Origin of the sequence: Calothrix sp. FACHB-168, from assembly GCF_963889195.1 — a bacterium.
Classification (GTDB): Bacteria; Cyanobacteriota; Cyanobacteriia; order Cyanobacteriales; family Nostocaceae; genus Aulosira; species Aulosira anomala_A.
Window position 1 is genome coordinate 187,700 of sequence record NZ_CAWPNJ010000011.1, and the last position, 16,867, is coordinate 204,566.

Here is a 16,867-nt window from a genome sequence, read left to right on the forward strand (position 1 = left end):
GCTTTGCAGAGTCCAAAGTCAAAAGTCCACAGTCCAAAGTAATGCATTTTGACTATTGACTCTTGACTATTGACTCTTGACCAACGATTAACGCCTCATAGATCATGAAATCCCAGAAAACATTCAATATTTTCGCACTAATAGCAGTCGCGATCGCGATCGCCATTATCACTGCTATCAGTTTCTGGATTGGAAAGCAGGCTTATACCTGGCTTCCTCCACAAGCTGCGGCTGAATCTATCCTCATCGATGATTTAATCAGCTTCTTAGTTACCTTAGGTGCCTTTATCTTTTTGGGAGTGACTGCTACTCTCATGTATTCGATTCTTTTCCATCGCGCACCAAAGGGTGATTACAGCGACGGCCCGCCAATTGAAGGTAATATTACCCTAGAAGTAGTTTGGACAGCTATTCCCATCCTCTTAGTATTTTGGATTGCCAGTTACAGCTACCAAATCTACGAACAAATGGGGATTCAAGGGCCAATGGCATTGGTACACCTGCATAATCCTGTAGGTATGGAATCAGCCTATGCAGCACCTAAAGATAAAAATGCCCCAGTAAAGGCTGTAACTGCACCAGTGGAAAAAATTGACGTAATTGCCAAACAATGGGCATGGGTCTTCCACTATCCAGAAACAGATGTTACCAGTAGCGAACTACATCTGCCAAGCGATCGCCGTATCCGTTTGGCATTAAAATCCGAAGATGTGCTTCACGGCTTCTATATTCCTGCATTTCGCCTCAAGCAAGACATCATTCCCAACCACAACATTGACTTTGAATTTACACCCATTCGCCCAGGTAAGTACCAACTCACCGATTCTCAATATAGCGGTACATACTTTGCAACCATGTACGCAGATGTGGTAGTTGAATCTCCCGAACAATACCAGCAATGGCTAGCCCAAGCTGCAACCAACAAACCTGTACCCGCAAAAAATCAAGCAGCTTCCGAGTATGCCCAAGCCGCTAGTCAATCAGTTAAAACTGGTTGGGCTACTGTCGCACCTGGGTCAGCCCCACTAGTCAACTATCCTGGTTGAAAGGACAAGAACCGATGACAAATATCTCAATTGAAGGCGTCACCCTTCCTAGTGGAAAGCCTCAACACGAATCCCCAGGTGATTGGAAGCGATACTTTAGCTTTAGTACAGACCATAAAGTTATTGGTATCCAATACCTCGTAACCGCATTTATCTTCTTTCTTGTTGGCGGTATCTTTGCAATGGTGATTCGTGGCGAATTAATTACCCCCGAATCAGACCTCATCGACCGCACAGTATACAACGGTATGTTCACCATGCACGGCACAGTGATGCTGTTTTTGTGGACATTTCCTTCTCTAGATAAACTAACAACGGACATTTTATGCTAAACTAGTCTGACATTGAGTTTTAGAGCTTTATGCGGGTCGGTTACGTTAGAGTATCGAAATTTGAACAGAGCGACGCGCTGACTCAGCAGACCGCCAGAATTGAAAAAGCTGGCTGTAGCTTGATTTTTTCTGACATCGAATCTGGGCGAAGCGACAGCCGGAAAAACTTCAACAAAATGCTCGCGATGTGCCGCGAAGGACAAATAAAAGAAATCGCGATCACTCGAATCGATAGACTGGCTAGGTCTGTGATGACCATCGCTAAAACAATCGCACTACTCGAAAAGTTGAATATCAAACTTGTCATCTTAGATGCCCCCGTAGAAGATGCGTCAAGCCCATTTGGGTGGTTTTCCCTCAATCAAATGGCAGGACTAGCCGAGTTTGAATCTCGGTTGTTACAGAGCAGAGTAAACCACGGATTAGAGCATTTTCGCGAACAAAACAAAGCTTATCAGCCACCTTTCGGGTTTGCTAGAGTTGACGGTAAGTATGTTCCCGATCTGACTATACATCAGCCCAGTGGAAAAACTAATTGGGCAATAGCCCAGGAAATTATTCAATATTTTTTATCTCAAAAAACTTCGCTGCGAAATACTATTCAACACTTTATCAAAGAATTCAATATTCAGTTTTCCCCTCCAGGGCTACGCTCTTGGTTGTTGAACCCAGTATTGCAAGGTCACACTAGGTATAACGTCAAATTTAATCGCGTTAACCCCGAAAAATGGGATATTCGAGAAAATACCCATCAGCCTTTGATCTCAGAAGAAGTTTACCAACAGATTGAAACTCGGCTGAGAGAAAATCAACGCCTGTGGGGTAAGAACTTTGAGGGTGCCACACAAACAGATATTGGCGGGCGTTTATTGTCTGGGCAAATTATCTGCGGTTCCTGCGGAGGGAAATGTTATGTCCATGATGCTAAAAGATCTATGGGATTGCGATGCAAACGTCGCCGGGTTTACGGCGAAACTGCTTGCAGCAATAGAACCGCAGTTTCACTGAAAAAGGTTGTCGATGCCGTTGATGCTGCCCTCACAACAAAAGCGATCAAACTCAGGGATTATGTTGTCAGCAGCCAGCCATCGAACCAAGATACCCCGGAAATTATCGAGCTTAAATCTCGTCTTGAGGTACTGCGAAAACTTCCCAGAGATTCGATTATTGAAGAAGCAATCGACCGCACAGTAGTCAAGATTCAGCAACTTCAGCAACAAAACATTCAATTCGCTTTTGTTGGGGCAAGTTTGCAAAAAGAATTGATAGACACCTTCGGTGATGTTGAGTTCCTTGAGGTGATGCCAGATGAAACCAAGAAGGATTTATACAAAAAATTTGTCAAGGAAGTAAAAGTTCTAAATGGCAATGTCATCGCCGTGTTGTTGGTTGAGATACTGCGGTAGCAACTCTGGGTTTGTCATGATCATTTTTTTTGTTGCTTTATCTACATTCAACGGCTTCACCAAACGAAATAACATAGCTAGCCTGAGCAGTTCTTCGGATAGAGTTTCGTTCTTTCTGGGAATGTAGTGAGACACATCAAATTCGGTTTTTCTTTGCGGCATGATTTTTCTGTGGCGTTCTATTTTTAGGTTAGTTTGCCAGCAAAAAATTTCTGTTACCTGCGATGCCTAAGGCTATCTGCGCCTAAGCAATTGCTGAAAGGATAGGCATTCTCTGGAAGACGGAGAGATTTTATCTGAATTTTGCGTGATTCAATGAGTCACAATTCGCCCTGGCTGCTTGGTTATTTCGGGCGATCGCAACTTCAATTCTTGCACTTGTTCGGGGGGAAGCTAACCCAGAACAGTTCCGGTTTTTGGTAGTTCCATTTGGTAGATTGCCCACAGTTCTAAGTAGGTGGGCATGAAAAAACCAAAGTATGTAAAGATAAATAAATACGGAGAATGTATCTACCGAGGTGAGTGAGATATGGGCGCTCGTTTAAGGGTATTCCTAACTCGTGAGCAAGCCTCCCGGAGAGTGACAAAAGCGGGATAAAATTGTCAATAAGCAGGTATTAATGAAATTATTTTGAGTTTATTGAGAATAGACTAGTAGTCTGGCAACCCAACTTTGCTAGGTGAATACAGATTTTGATAAACTATTTGAAGTGTGGTTGCGGGTAGGATAATGGCAAAGAAGTATACAGTAGATTTGAATACAGAAGAAGTCGAAAAACTGCGATCGCTAATCAAAACAGGCAAGAGTAAAGCAAGGAGCCTGACTCGCGCCCATATACTTTTGATGGCATGGGAAGGAGAAATTGACAAAGCGAGCCTCCTGACGGAGGAGCTTCGCTAACGCAGAATGTCTAAGAGTACACGTTTCAACCGTAGAGCGTACCCGTGCTAGATATGTAGAGGGAGGAATTGAATTAGCTGTACAAGATCGGCCTCATCCACCAAAACAACGGAAATTAGATGGTGAACAAGAAGCATTTCTGATTGCAACAGCTTGTTCTCAAGCACCATGCGGAAGAAATCGTTGGACGATGAAACTATTAGCAGAGCGGATAGTAAGTTTAAACATCGTAGATTCAGTTTCTAAAGAAACTGTTCGTTCCTATTTAAAAAAAACGAAATTAAACCTTGGTTAAAGGAACAATGGTGCATTCCCAAAGTGGATGCCGAGTATGTTTTACGGATGGAAGATTTATTAGATTTATACAGCCAACCATATGACCCAAAACATCCAGTAATTTGTTTTGATGAACGCCCATATCCTTTGCTGGAGGATGTCAGAGAACCATTACCACCCGAACCGGAGCAACCAGAACGTTATGATTATGAGTATAAGCGGAATGGTAGTGTCAATTTGTTTGCAATTTTTGAACCTCATAAAGGTTGGCGACATATTGAGGTTACACAACAGAGAACGAAAAAAGATTTTGCTTTACAAATGAAGAATTTAGTTGACATTCATTGCCCGCAAGCTGAGTCAATTCGTCTGGTAGTTGATAACCTCAACACACATAATCCAGCAGCTTTGTACGAAGTATTTACACCATCGATATGCACGTCGAATTGTCCAAAAAGCGCGAATTTCACTACACGCCTAAGCATGGGAGTTGGCTAAATCAAGTTGAGATTGAGTTATCCGTTTTATCCCGTCAATGTTTGGAAAGACGAATTGCTGACGTTCAAAAATTATCTCAAGAAATCGCTTCTTGGCAGAGCGATCGCAATTCTAGTAAAGCAAGTGTAAATTGGCGCTTTAAAATTACGGATGCACGTAATAAAATGGGACGGTTATATCCGGATGTCTCACCTAGCAAAGTTGGGTTGCCAGACTACTAGTGGTCTGTCCTATTAATTTTGCGGGGTAAAAAACGAACCACGAAGACGCGAAGTGCGCGAAGGAAGAGAAAAGAAGAAAAAACTTACCCTATATAATTAATGAGACAAAGCACCAGGGCAAACGCATCTTAATTGCTAACAATAATTAGTAATTAAATTTAAGTATCTTGAATCAAGCAAATTATCCTAGATAAATAATGAACTTAAATAAAAGGATATCTTCAGATATCAAGGACTTATATATTGCCTTGAAGAATTTGTTTAAAAATAAAAAACCACATCTCAATGTATGCAAAAATAATTAAATTACTCTTGCTAAAACTCTCTAAATATAAAATGTAATTCCTGATTCAATCTCTAATTAGGTAATTTCTCAGCCAAGGAAAGCAATCTAGCTAAATAGTGATTATCCATCGCCGCTAGAAATTGTTTATTTTTTACTCCTACCTTCACTCGTTTTTCTTTACCTAACAGATTCACTGCCATGTGTCGCAAAACTGCAAAATTTTGTGGTGCATTATCTTTTCTAATGCGACAATCATCTTCGTTTAATGCTACATCCAATATCCAATGTAATGAATTCTCAATTCCCCAATGATTGCGAACTCCATTGGCAAACTTTTGGGCATCCTCTTTAAGGCTACTAATAAAATAACGGGTTTCTACCGTTGTCTTACTATCTACTTGACGAACAGACTCCACCATACCCACGCTATTTAACTTAGCCCAAACTGAATCTGGGTCAAGCTTTTCTCGAATACCAGATAACATTAGATAATGACGAATTTCATGACGACCATGACCAAATTCCTCTGTTTTATATGTGCTATGCTCAAGTCCTTGGAAACCTGTCTTTATTCCTTCAGCAATTAGTTTTTCTACTTCATCATAAAGATTCCCTTGATTCTTTTTTAACGTAATTACATAGTCTGCCTCTTGCTGGTTAATCAACTTCACAATCTCTTTTTGGCAGCCTATTGCATCTATTGTCACAATACATCCAGACAGTTCTAGCACTTTTAATAGTTCTGGAATTGCTGTAATTTCATTTGACTGAGAATCTACTTTTACCTGACCTAGTACAATTCTATTTTTAGTCGCCCAGGCACTAACTATTTCAATGGCACTTTGCCCAGATGCTTTATCAAATGAACCGCATAAAGTCTTCCCATCAATTGCTACTATTTCCCCTGATGTTATCTTTTGTATTGATCTCATCCATGACAGAAAACATTCTTGGAACTGTTGCGGGTTTAACTGTGCAAATACTCTCGCAAATGTATCGTGTGATGGTATCCCATTTGGTAACTCTAAAAACGTTTTTAACCACTCATACTTCGTGCAGCCATACAGTTCAATTGCCACCCAACTATCTGCTCCACATATCACTGCACACAAGGCAATTGTGATAATGTCAATTAACTTGTGCCGTTTTGTACGATCTACTCTGGGATCTGACATCTGTGCAAAGTGGTCAGTAATGGTGATTTTGGGCTTGAGCTTCACGCTTTATGGGTCTTTATTCTACTTTTAGAATGACTTTACCATTAAAGTCCGATGGCTTACCCCCACTCACTCAGCGATCGCCCCCTCAACACCTGAATAGTTTATATGTACTATTTTATACACACCTTAACCACCACTTTGTCAATATTTAGATGCGTTTGCCCTGGGCAAAGTATAGTTTTTTCAGCAGCAATATTTTCCATTAATTGCGCCTCAGCAAAGAGAATCTTACGGCTAAATAGTTTCAATTGGAGCGATGATGATGCCGACAATAATAGGCGGTTTAATCACCAAACCAATTGTTTTAGTTACTAGACCACCTGCAACATTTTTCGCTTCTTCAGCAGATACATCTAACAAAGCATCTTCAGAATCTAAACCTTGATTGCGGCGAGCGATCGCATTATTGACCGCATCATCAATCAGACTGTTGATTTCTAAATGACCACTGCTTTTGTAATTTGCCATTGTATTTTTCCTTGGAAGTATCATGAACTCATCAGCTAATACACATATACCTTGCAGCATAACTTGTAGAATTTGTTAACATTTAACGGTCAACAATCAACAAAATTATGCAAATTTCATGTGTAAGTTCATCTGTTAATTTTAGAGGATAAGAAAAGTATTGCAGCCTGAATTTTCGCTTTTTATTGAACAATAATAAAATATTTATGTTCTAAAATTTTTATCTGTTTTAGTTAAAAAATTGGCTTAACATTACTAGTATCTAGCAAATTTAATCTCTTGATTACCTAAGTTTAACGACAGTTTGGGTTAATAACTTAAATTTGAACACTGGGACGAAAGCATAAGGTTTTTATGACGTTCAAAATAACGACATAATAAGGGATTCAGCTTTATTGTCTAGTACATCCTACCTAAATATACTGAAAATGTATGTATAAATTTTTAATAATTGCACACACTAAAGCTGGTGAGTCTATTGGCTTGGTTGGTTCTACTCCTGAGTTGGGAATGTGGAATATAAAAAAGTGTGTTCACTTGCGTACAAGTGGCGATCGCTATCCTTTATGGTGGACAGATACAGCAATCGAAATTCAGTCATCTGCGGAATTAGTGGAATATAAGTATGTGCGCCTTGATGCCAAAGGCAATGGGCAATGGGAAGCTTTAGGCCCCAACCGTTGGCTACCCATCAATCCAGAAACTCAGTCCAGCACCGTTATTGTAGATGATGGCGCATTCGGTTATTTGCAACCTTATCCATTTGGATACTTTGAGGAGTCTCAGGTAAAGATGCCTTGGGAACAATCATCCCAAGGGCTAAAAATAGTTGTGATTGGCAGTTCCGTCGCTGTAGGTCATAAAGCTTGGCTGTTGAGAGGTTGGGCTTGGTTATTAGGACAGACTTTAGAGCAAAAATACGGACACCAACTTGTGAATGTGTCGGAGGTGGGAGCTAATGTTAGCAGAACAATCGCCCGATTTACCCAAGTTGTCACCCCACAAAAACCAGATGTGGTGATTATTGCCCTATCTCTGGGTAATGAAGGATTAGCCTATTGTCCGCCTCACGAACGCCGCGCTATTCAGAGACGTTTTGAAAGTGGCTTGCAACAGTTAGCGAAAATGACGCGGGAAATTGGCGCACTTCCCATTCTAGGCGGAGTCTATCCCAATGGTGACTATAAACCTGAGCATTACTGGCTATTGCGGGATACACACAACCGGATGTTGAATTGGGGTGTTCCGGTGTTAGATTGGTTGGCAGCATTAGATAATCAACGGGGATGTTGGCAAGCGGGAATATCCTTTGACCCAGCCCATCCTAATACTGTTGGTCACCGTCTGATGTATGAGGCAATTGACTTGCGCTTATTCGATATTGACAAAGAGGAATTAGCCAAGGAAAAACAACGCTTTTGGCAGCCAAATGAAGTTTTAATTTACTCGGACAATGCAGGCTTTTATATCTGGGCCTGTGTGGCAGAAAAACGGTTGCGGATTAGCAATAGCTCACAATACAGTTACACCATTGCTCCTTATTGGCAGGAACTACAAACTGCACTGCAAACTCAAGCAGGATTAATCCCTGGGATTTACATTGCTAAATCAGTTCAGTCAGGGATACTTCCTTACTTTGCTGTGCAAGAAAATGGCGCGATCGCAACTTCAGTAGAAATTCCTCCTCATGTTGATATCGAATACAGCGCCGTATTCAATTTATTTTCCCCAGATAACTCCCAAGTTCTCTTCTATGATGGACATTTGGGAATTTTGCAAGCGGACGAACACAACATCTGGATGATTAATGAATCAGAACACGAGTATAATATACAACCTATGTGGCAAGAGGTGCGTCTAGCATTAAAAGCTATGCCAGCAGGTGTTTATGCAGATCCGCTACATCCTGATATTCCCTTCCGCACCATGATGATTGGCAATTACGGGCTAGAAAGCCGGGTAAAAGTACCAGCCAAGTCTGCGGTGCTATTTCAATACAAATGCAAATTATCCGATATCAGCCGTGTGGGGATTATTCCCTTAGGCGATCGCTGTGCCGTTCGCATGATGTTATACAAAATGGAGTATGACGGCCCCGCCTTTCCCTTTGATTTGACGCGCACTACCAATATTGCCGATGTTGCCGATATGATTGAAAATCGCTTTGAGGATATGTGGAATCCTCAGTATTTACATTACAATCCAGACGCAGGCAGAATATATCACAGCAAATGGACAGGTTTATCTTTTGCTCATGAAGTAGAAGAAACAGATAACGCAGTTTACGATATGTCTCCTGTTTATGAACGGATGCGCGTTCGGTATACAGCACGTTCCCAACGGTTTTGGTACACAATTGACAATTGCGACCAGGTGCTTTTTGTTCGCACAGGTATTTGCGATCGCGCTGGTGTAATTGATTTAGTCAACAAGCTAGAAAAACAATGCCAAGGTAAACCATTTCAGTTACTCTTGCTTTCTCCCCAAGCCTCCGATGAGTTTTTAGGTCTAACTAATGTAGTGCATTATAATGTCGAGTTTAATCCCGATCGGATGTATGACGATTTGGGACATTGGATGTACTGCACAGAGATCATGCGAGGAATTTTAGAATCCCTTGGTATTTCTAGCAAAAATCTTTTCTGGTGTCCGCCAAATCCACCACTTCTATGATGAAGATGAACGAAATAACTCAACTACTGTGGGCTTAGTTACCTTCCCCATAGCGTTACGTGGTAATTCTTCAACTGTCAAAATTCTAGTAGGAATTTTATAAACTGCTAATTGTTCTTTTGCCCAACTCCTAAAAGATTCTAATGTCAACTGGCGCTGTGGTTGTAATAATAAAGCCGCACAGACTCGCTCACCCCATTCTGTATCGGGAACACCAACTACTGCACATTCTTGAATATCTGGATGAGTTCTTAATACTTCTTCAATTTCTAAAGCCGAGACTTTATAGCCTCCAGTTTTGATAATATCCACACTCATCCGCCCCAAAATGCGGTAGTTATCATTTTCAACCACGGCGAGATCGCCAGTACAAAACCAGCCATCTTTAAAAACTTTGGCGGTTGCTTGGGGATTTTGCCAATATTCTAAAAACACGGTGGGGCCTTTAACTTGGATTTCGCCTGGTGTTCCTGGTGAAACTAACTCTCCACTTTCATCTACTAATCTGACTTCCACTTGCGGTAGTGGTTTTCCGACATATCCGGAGTAACGTTTACCATGTAAAGGATTGGACAGCGCCATACCAATTTCTGTCATCCCATAGCGTTCAAGCAGAAAGTGGTTGCTAATACTCTGCCATTTTTCTAACACTTGAACTGGTAAGGCTGCTGAACCAGAAACCATCAGGCGCATTTTGCTACAGCCATCTGTCATACTTTTTTGGCGATCGCTAGAAGCAGCTTCCCAAGCAGCAATTAGCTTTACATAAATTGTGGGAACTGCCATGAATAAGGTTAAGTCACCCTCACAAATTCTATTCCAAACGGTTTCAGCATCAAATTTGCTCAAAATATGACACTCAGCACCAGCCCATAAAGCACAAGTGAGGACGTTGATAATTCCATGAATATGATGCAGGGGAAGTACATGGAGAATGCAATCGCTTGCTGTCCATTCCCAAGCTGTAATTAAGCTAGTTACTTGCGCTTGAATATTTTTATGGGTTGTCACTACGCCTTTGGGTTTACCTGTGGTACCGCTTGTGTAGAGAATTAAGGCGCGTCTAGCGATATCTACTTCCAGAAGGCGATCAACAGGATCTGGAAGTCTTTCTGAGGTGAGGATAAATCGTAAATTGTGTTCAGTTGCGAGCGATCGCAATATTGCTTCAAAATTGGGATGAGCAACAATAATCGATGCGCCAGAATTTGTAATTACATACTCTAATTCTGGTTTTGGGTGAGAAATACAAAGCGGTACAGCTATTCCGCCAGCACGCCAAATCCCCCATTGAGTAGCGACATACTCAAACCCAGGCGGTATAAGAAAAGCAACTCGCACCTCCTGTAAATCTTCCGCATCTTGAAGCAAATTTGCTGCTATTTGACTGGAAGTTTGCAGCAAATCTCTGTAGGTAAATGCTTTATCAGTTGTAACAATTGCTATTTTCTCGTTATGCTCTTGAGCAAGAGTAATTAAAGGGAGATTCACTGTTAGTTACCAACTTGATGACTGGTGACGGTTGACGGTTGACGGTTGACTGGTGACTGTGAACAATATAGCTTTTAGCTTGCATAAATTAAGCAACGCGATCGCCTCGGCAGATAGTTGCAGTTAAACGAGGTACGATCCCATCATCATGTACAAAAGTGCTTGGCTAGGAAATTCTAGCGATCGATGGTTAAGAGTTAATGATTGCATGGTTAAAAAGTGCCAATAAGAGACAGTCATCAGTCAACCGTCATCAGTCAACACTTCTTGTATTACAAAAATCCGTATCTGAACAAATCCACATTCGCCCGCCTTTGTCATCAATCACAACTTCATCTAAATAGCTTTCTGTGGAACCGCATAACTCACAGGCTTTATCCCATCTTTCTATGGTGAAGGGATGGTCTTCAAAATCTAGGCTTTTGACTTTGGTGTAGGGTGGAATTGCATATATGCGTTTTTCTCTCCCTGCACCAAATAATTGTAAAGCAGGACTCATATTCATTTTGGGATTATCAAAGCGGGGAATGGGGCTAGGACTCATCAAATAACGGTCATGTACCATGACTGGGTAATCATAAGATGTGGCAATGTGTCCATGTGTAGTGATGTCTTCGTAAAGTTTGACGTACATCGCCCCATATTCCTCTAAGGCGTGCATTTTGCCTGTTTCTACAGACGAGGGTTCTAACCAGCGTAAGGCTTCGGGAATTGGTACTTGGTAAACTAAAATCTGTCCGTCTTTGAGTGGTGTTTCGGGTATGCGATGGCGCGTCTGAATCAGAGTGGCTTCTTGGGTGTGTTCTGTTGTTTCTACACCACAAACTTTTTTGAAAAAGCGACGGATATTCACAGCGTTTGTGGTGTCATCTGCACCTTGATCGATGACTTTCAAGACATCAGTTTGACCAATTACAGCAGCCGTTACCTGAATTCCCCCAGTACCCCAGCCGTAAGACATAGGCATTTCTCTGGAAGAAAAGGGTATTTGATGTCCGGGAATCGCCACAGCTTTCAGCAAAGCACGGCGAATGGAACGCTTTGTTTGTTCGTCTAGGTAGGCGAAGTTAAATCCAGTTTCTGGGGATGGGGGAGGAATATTCATTTGATTGTTGACGGTTGACTGATGACTGTTAACAGTTCATAACAAGTTAGATGTGTGACAGCTTATTTAAGGAAGCGATCGCAAATTGGGTGAAGTGGTTTAAATCGGGTGTGGGTAGATTTTCGATTTTGGCTTTGTCGTCGTAAATTCTTAGCTGTACTGCATCTTCGGCGTAAGGTTGTTGAATAAATTGTTCTGCTTGTTCTGGGGAAAATATGCCTCCTTGGAGTTCTAAGCTACGTTTGGAAGCAGCTGAGAGACTATCCCAATATTCAGGATTGATTGAGCAAAGATAACGCTTGGCGACGACATGCAGTCTAATTGGTTCTGTGACTGCTGAAGTGAAAATCTGCTTGAGTAAAGGTATAGCGCGGTGTTCGTGGCGATCGTCTATACCTTGGCTAGCGGGATTATCGCCTAAGTCATGGATTAAATGTCCTAAATCATGGAGTAAACAAGCGGTAATTAATTCATGGCTTTGACCTGATTGTTCAGCAAGGCTAGCACATTGCAAGGCGTGTTCTAGCTGGCTGACAGCTTCTGCACCATACAATTGAGAACCTTTTTCGGTGAATAGGTTAATAATACTTTCGATGGTAGGGTTCATAAGATAAATGTTGATGGTTGACTGTTGACTGTTGACTGGGTGTTGAGGGACTTCCAGAAATTAAATTATTCAATCAGCAAGAGGGAAGATATTAGGCAATTTTTTTCTTCCTCTGCTCCCCTGCTCCCTTGCTTCCTCTGCTACCCCCAGCGATAAGATGTTTTGGAAGTCCCTGATTAAATTTGGTAGTGGGCGACTTCTTGTCCGGCTATGTATACAGATGAAATGGCAGTAATCGCAGATGGTAAGGAATTATTAGGAGATATCAAGAGGAAATCTGCGTCTAAACCTGGGGCGATTTTGCCTTTGCGATCGCTAATTCCTGCGGCTTCTGCTGGTAGGCTAGAAACTAATGACCATGCTTTTTCAAATGACATTAAGCCTAATTCTTGCAGTTTGAAGGGAGCATAAAATAAGGAAGGATAATGATAATCTGAGCAAAGACAATCGATAACGTTATTTTTCACCGCCTCAGCTACACTCATTAAACCTAAGTGAGAACCACCACGGACTAAGTTAGGCGCACCCATGAGAACGGCTGCACCATATTCACGACACTTTGCTGCTAAATCTACAGTCGCGGGAAATTCTGCGATCGCAACTTGGCGCTGTTGACTCAGTAAGACTTTTTCGAGGCTATCATCATCATGGGATGCAAGCGGAATACTATATTTATGAGCTAATTCCACCAGTTCTTGTATTTGTGCGTCACCTTCATGTCGTTTTGCTGTTACCTGATTGATTAATTCTTCAATCTCTTCTAGAGACATGGACGATCTCTGCTTCACACTATTGATATAGCGGCTAAATCTCTTTTGATTACCTGGGGGTGGTAGGTGATCGTTGATAGATAAAAGATGTACTTTATCAGATACGATCCAATCACATAACTCTTGATGTCCAGCTATATTTGCTTCTTCGTGTCTAATATGAATGCGATGATTGCAATGTAAAACTTGTTTACCTACCCCTAAAATGAAGTCAATTAAAGCACGAGCAGAATCGCGACTGCGTAACCCTGGTTCGTAAGAGTCGGTAATTGAGCAGTAAAAAGTAGTGATACCAGATGCTAAGAGATTACGATCATTATCTGCGATCGCTATTGGTAGCGGAAAGTTAACTCCCGGACGAGGACAAATCATCCTCTCAAAAGCATCGCCATGTAAGTCAATAATTCCTGGTAACATTTGGAGACCTTGAGCATTTACCAGATAAAATCCATTATGGCTTGGTGCCTGATCGATACTAATAAATTGCCCATCTTCAATTAAAACAGTGGCATCTTTTACCCAATCATCAGGAGTTAATACATTTACTCCTTGGATAGCAATTTTTGTATTATTTATTTTCGACAATGTTTGAATAGTTTGTGTTGTTGTCACTGACTTACACCAATTTGTGACTGATTAATAAAATACCTAAACTTTACTAACAGGAAAATTTTCCTTGTTTAATTCTTGGCTTTCTGAAACCTGTGATTCTTCCGGCATAGCTGTTAAATCTGATGATTGATTATTTACTTGTTGCTGCCGAATTTTTCTTACTAAATTTAACTCTGCTTGAAAGTCAATATAGTGTGGAAGTTTAAGATGTTGCACAAAACCTTGAGCTTCCACATTATCAGAATGTAAAAGCACAAATTCAACATTTTGCGCTGGCCCTTGAATTGTTTCTCCTAATTCTTCAGCACGCATTGCTCTATCTACCAACGCCATTGACATAGCTTTACGCTCGTTATAACCAAAGGTAAGTCCATAACCACGGGTAAATTGTGCGGGTAATTCTTTACTACCTTTAAATTGATTCACCATTTGCACTTCGGTGACAGTAATATCTGCGATCGCAATTTCAAATCCCAATTCTTCAGGACAAATCACCACCTCTACTTCCCCCATGCGAATCTCACCCGCAAACGGATGGTTTCTGCCATAACCCCGTTGTGTAGAATAAGCCAGAGATAGCAAAAAACCCTCATCTGCACGCGCTAGATTTTGCAGTCTTGCATCTCGTCCAGCCGGAAAGGTTAATGGTTCGCGAGTTAAATCAAAGGGTTGTTGATGGTTAACGGTTGACTGTTGACTGCGCCGCACTGAGCTTGTCGAAGTGTTGACTGTTGACTGGGGATTAAAAAATTCTTTCTCTGCTCCTCTGCTCTGTTCTGGTTGCATCAATCCCTCTTGATCTAGGGTGTCAATTACACGGGGAACTGGTTCTGTAATGGCTTCTGCTTCTGGTGCTGGTGGTATTTGTTCTTCTGCTATTAATTTAAAATCTAGTAGACGGTGAATATAGTCGAAGGTAGGTCCTAACTTTTGCCCTCCTGGGACATCTTTAAAAATGGCAGAAATGCGGCGTTGAATCTGCATTTTGCTGGTGTCTAAAGGTTGGCTGTAGTAAAAACGGGGAAGTGTTGTCCGATAGGCGCGTAATAAGAAAACTGCTTCGACTAAATCACCCCAAGATTGTTTAATCGCTAGAGATGCTAACTCTCGGTCATATAAACTACCCTCACACATTACTCGTTCTACTGCTAGAGTTAACTGTTGTTCAATTTGGTCTACAGTTAATTCAGGAATTTTCGGATCGCCTCTGCGCCTATTTTTCAGAAGCGATTCTGCATTTTGAATCGCCTGTTCTCCACCTTTGACTGCAACGTATGGCATATACTTTTTGTTGACGGTTAACTGTTGAATGTTGACTGTTGATTGGGGATTATGCAAAATTTTGGGGTGGTTGGAGTATGCATTTAAAGCTCCAGCCGTGTTGCTCGAAACCTAGTGATTGGTAGAATTGATGGGCGCGATCGCGTTTTAAATTAGAAGAGAGCATCATTTTATAACATCCAGCTTCAGCACTAAGTTTGAGCGCAGCTTTTACCATGTCGCTACCAATTCCCTTTCCCCGCATTTGAGAAATAACCGTTACTGAATCTAGGACTGCAAATTTGTGATATCCCTGATGCATCATTGTTGGTGCATAAAGAAGGCTAAAAGTCCCTACAGGTTGCTCGTTTAAATAAGCAATATAAATGTGATAATTAGGAATTTGTGTGATTTCTGCAAAGATTTTTTCTAAATCATCTTTGGGTATAGGTGGCTGATTATCCATGTCAGCATATAAGTGATTTAAGAGAGGTAAATCTTCTCGGTTCGCAATACGAATATCAATATTCATAAGTAGGTTTGTGCAATTAAAGATAACTTGTCATATCTGTCATTGGTCATTAGTCATTGGTCATTTGTAATAATTTCAAGAGTTTGCTTGATTTCCAGTTTCTAGATAGCAGATCATATTTCTTTCATTTTGAATTTTGAATTACTAGTTCTTGGTATTCCTATTACTGCATTTTCTGTAAATATAAATACGTCTACACCTTGCGGGTATGCTTGGTGATTCTGTCTCCAGAAATCCCAAAAATGGTGAGGAAGTTTGGGTGCAATAACACGTTCTTCTAAAATTCCCGGCCCTGTTAAAATTACAGGTTCTCCCATTTCAAAACTTTCTACCTGTACTAATAATGTTGTTGAAGCTTCTGGTTTTTCAGCCGTTCCCCAATTAAAAATAGATAATTCTGGTAACGTTGCTAAATCTTGAATTAAAGCAAATTCAGCTTCCTCTGGGTACTGCGTAAAGCGACAGCCACTATGGAACAACAACCAAGCTTTAACTTGAGCATCAAAACTCGGTTGTAACCATACCACAACATCCAAATCCAACAAAGTTAAACAAGCAGCCCCACAAGCAGCCGTTAAACCCGCAGGTACACTCATTTGCGCTGTTATCTGATAAGCTATCCCTGGTCGTGCATGAGCATCCAACAACGCCCGAAACGTCCTTTGTGCATCATGAATCGAATCTTGTAACCCTGGTAATTGTGTAACTTTAGTCATTTTTCATTTTTCATTTATTAACTGTCATCAGTCAACCGTCATTTATTCCCCTCTCACCATTGTGAAGAAATTAACCTTTGTCGCTTCTGTTTGGCGTTGTTGAAGTTCCTGCTGCTTTTGGCTTTCTATTTGTAAGGGTTGAATGACTTCAGCTTGAATGCGATCGCGCCAATGTGGAGTTTGTAGTAATGCATCACATAAAGCTGCTAATTCTGCATGACGATGCGATCGCCCTGCAATATACCCAAATCCGGCGATCGCTTCTTCTAGGTTCTCTAATTGCACAACGCATCGAGTCATGGTGATTTCGCCTAAATTAAACGCCTCCCCTGTACCGCCAGCACGCCCCCGCACCATCGCCAGTCCAATCTCTGGAGAGCGTAAAAAGCTATATTCGGGCAAATTACCCAAGTTTTTTACCAGTTTTTCTAATAGCTCTAACTCAGC

At 41.3% G+C, this 16,867-nt stretch carries 13 protein-coding genes and 2 pseudogenes; 5 read left to right on the plus strand and 10 right to left on the minus strand.

The features are described from left to right. The first annotated feature begins 104 nt into the window (after positions 1 to 104). The 4 genes and pseudogenes from AACW45_RS05510 (at position 105) to AACW45_RS05525 (ending at position 4,680) form a co-directional block, all read left to right on the plus strand. Positions 105 to 1,046, plus strand: a complete 942-nt coding sequence (locus AACW45_RS05510) for a cytochrome c oxidase subunit II (protein ID WP_190631858.1) — start codon at positions 105 to 107, stop codon at positions 1,044 to 1,046. Positions 1,047 to 1,060: 14 nt separating this feature from the next. Then, a pseudogene (locus AACW45_RS05515) lies at positions 1,061 to 1,348 on the plus strand (cbb3-type cytochrome c oxidase subunit I); the annotation flags it as partial. A gap of 59 nt (positions 1,349 to 1,407) precedes the next feature. After that, positions 1,408 to 2,784 (plus strand): fdxN element excision recombinase XisF, encoded by a 1,377-nt coding sequence (gene xisF, locus AACW45_RS05520; protein ID WP_190631860.1) that lies wholly within the window; start codon positions 1,408 to 1,410, stop codon positions 2,782 to 2,784. Positions 2,785 to 3,514: 730 nt separating this feature from the next. Beyond that, positions 3,515 to 4,680, plus strand: a pseudogene (locus tag AACW45_RS05525) (IS630 family transposase). Between the two features lie 357 nt (positions 4,681 to 5,037). Here the strand turns inward: AACW45_RS05525 and AACW45_RS05530 are convergent. Both AACW45_RS05530 and AACW45_RS05535 read right to left on the minus strand, forming a co-directional pair. Next, positions 5,038 to 6,186 carry an ISAs1 family transposase gene (locus tag AACW45_RS05530; RefSeq protein ID WP_190631862.1) on the minus strand — a complete coding sequence of 383 codons (1,149 nt, stop codon included), beginning with the start codon at positions 6,184 to 6,186 and terminating at the stop codon, positions 5,038 to 5,040. A gap of 234 nt (positions 6,187 to 6,420) precedes the next feature. Then, complete coding sequence (locus AACW45_RS05535; protein ID WP_190631865.1) at positions 6,421 to 6,654, minus strand: hypothetical protein; 234 nt, start codon at positions 6,652 to 6,654, stop codon at positions 6,421 to 6,423. A gap of 432 nt (positions 6,655 to 7,086) precedes the next feature. Here AACW45_RS05535 and AACW45_RS05540 point away from each other — a divergent pair, with 432 nt between their 5' ends. Beyond that, on the plus strand, positions 7,087 to 9,327 hold the full coding sequence (locus tag AACW45_RS05540; RefSeq protein WP_190631867.1) for a DUF1796 family putative cysteine peptidase: 2,241 nt from the start codon (positions 7,087 to 7,089) through the stop codon (positions 9,325 to 9,327). On the opposite strand, the gene AACW45_RS05545 is transcribed toward AACW45_RS05540, so the two are convergent. The 8 genes from AACW45_RS05545 to phnG all read right to left on the minus strand — a co-directional run. Beyond that, on the minus strand, positions 9,322 to 10,818 hold the full coding sequence (locus AACW45_RS05545) for an AMP-binding protein (protein ID WP_190631869.1): 1,497 nt from the start codon (positions 10,816 to 10,818) through the stop codon (positions 9,322 to 9,324). The two genes, AACW45_RS05540 and AACW45_RS05545, sit on opposite strands and share 6 nt — an antisense overlap. A gap of 253 nt (positions 10,819 to 11,071) precedes the next feature. Further along, on the minus strand, positions 11,072 to 11,923 hold the full coding sequence (locus AACW45_RS05550) for an alpha-D-ribose 1-methylphosphonate 5-phosphate C-P-lyase PhnJ (protein ID WP_190631871.1): 852 nt from the start codon (positions 11,921 to 11,923) through the stop codon (positions 11,072 to 11,074). A 46-nt stretch (positions 11,924 to 11,969) separates the two neighbouring features. Beyond that, positions 11,970 to 12,530, minus strand: a complete 561-nt coding sequence (locus AACW45_RS05555; RefSeq protein WP_190631873.1) for a phosphonate degradation HD-domain oxygenase — start codon at positions 12,528 to 12,530, stop codon at positions 11,970 to 11,972. A gap of 176 nt (positions 12,531 to 12,706) precedes the next feature. Beyond that, positions 12,707 to 13,912 carry an alpha-D-ribose 1-methylphosphonate 5-triphosphate diphosphatase gene (locus tag AACW45_RS05560; protein ID WP_190631875.1) on the minus strand — a complete coding sequence of 402 codons (1,206 nt, stop codon included), beginning with the start codon at positions 13,910 to 13,912 and terminating at the stop codon, positions 12,707 to 12,709. Positions 13,913 to 13,948: 36 nt separating this feature from the next. Continuing rightward, positions 13,949 to 15,193, minus strand: a complete 1,245-nt coding sequence (locus AACW45_RS05565; RefSeq protein WP_190631906.1) for a carbon-phosphorus lyase complex subunit PhnI — start codon at positions 15,191 to 15,193, stop codon at positions 13,949 to 13,951. Between the two features lie 49 nt (positions 15,194 to 15,242). Then, positions 15,243 to 15,704: a GNAT family N-acetyltransferase gene (locus AACW45_RS05570; RefSeq protein ID WP_190631877.1), complete on the minus strand. Its 462-nt coding sequence runs from the start codon at positions 15,702 to 15,704 to the stop codon at positions 15,243 to 15,245. 113 nt (positions 15,705 to 15,817) lie between these two features. After that, a complete protein-coding gene (gene phnH, locus AACW45_RS05575) occupies positions 15,818 to 16,420 on the minus strand; it encodes a phosphonate C-P lyase system protein PhnH (RefSeq protein ID WP_190631879.1) in 603 nt (200 codons plus the stop codon). 42 nt (positions 16,421 to 16,462) lie between these two features. Then, the coding region (gene phnG, locus AACW45_RS05580; protein WP_190631881.1) for a phosphonate C-P lyase system protein PhnG at positions 16,463 to 16,867 on the minus strand (405 nt) is incomplete at its 5' end.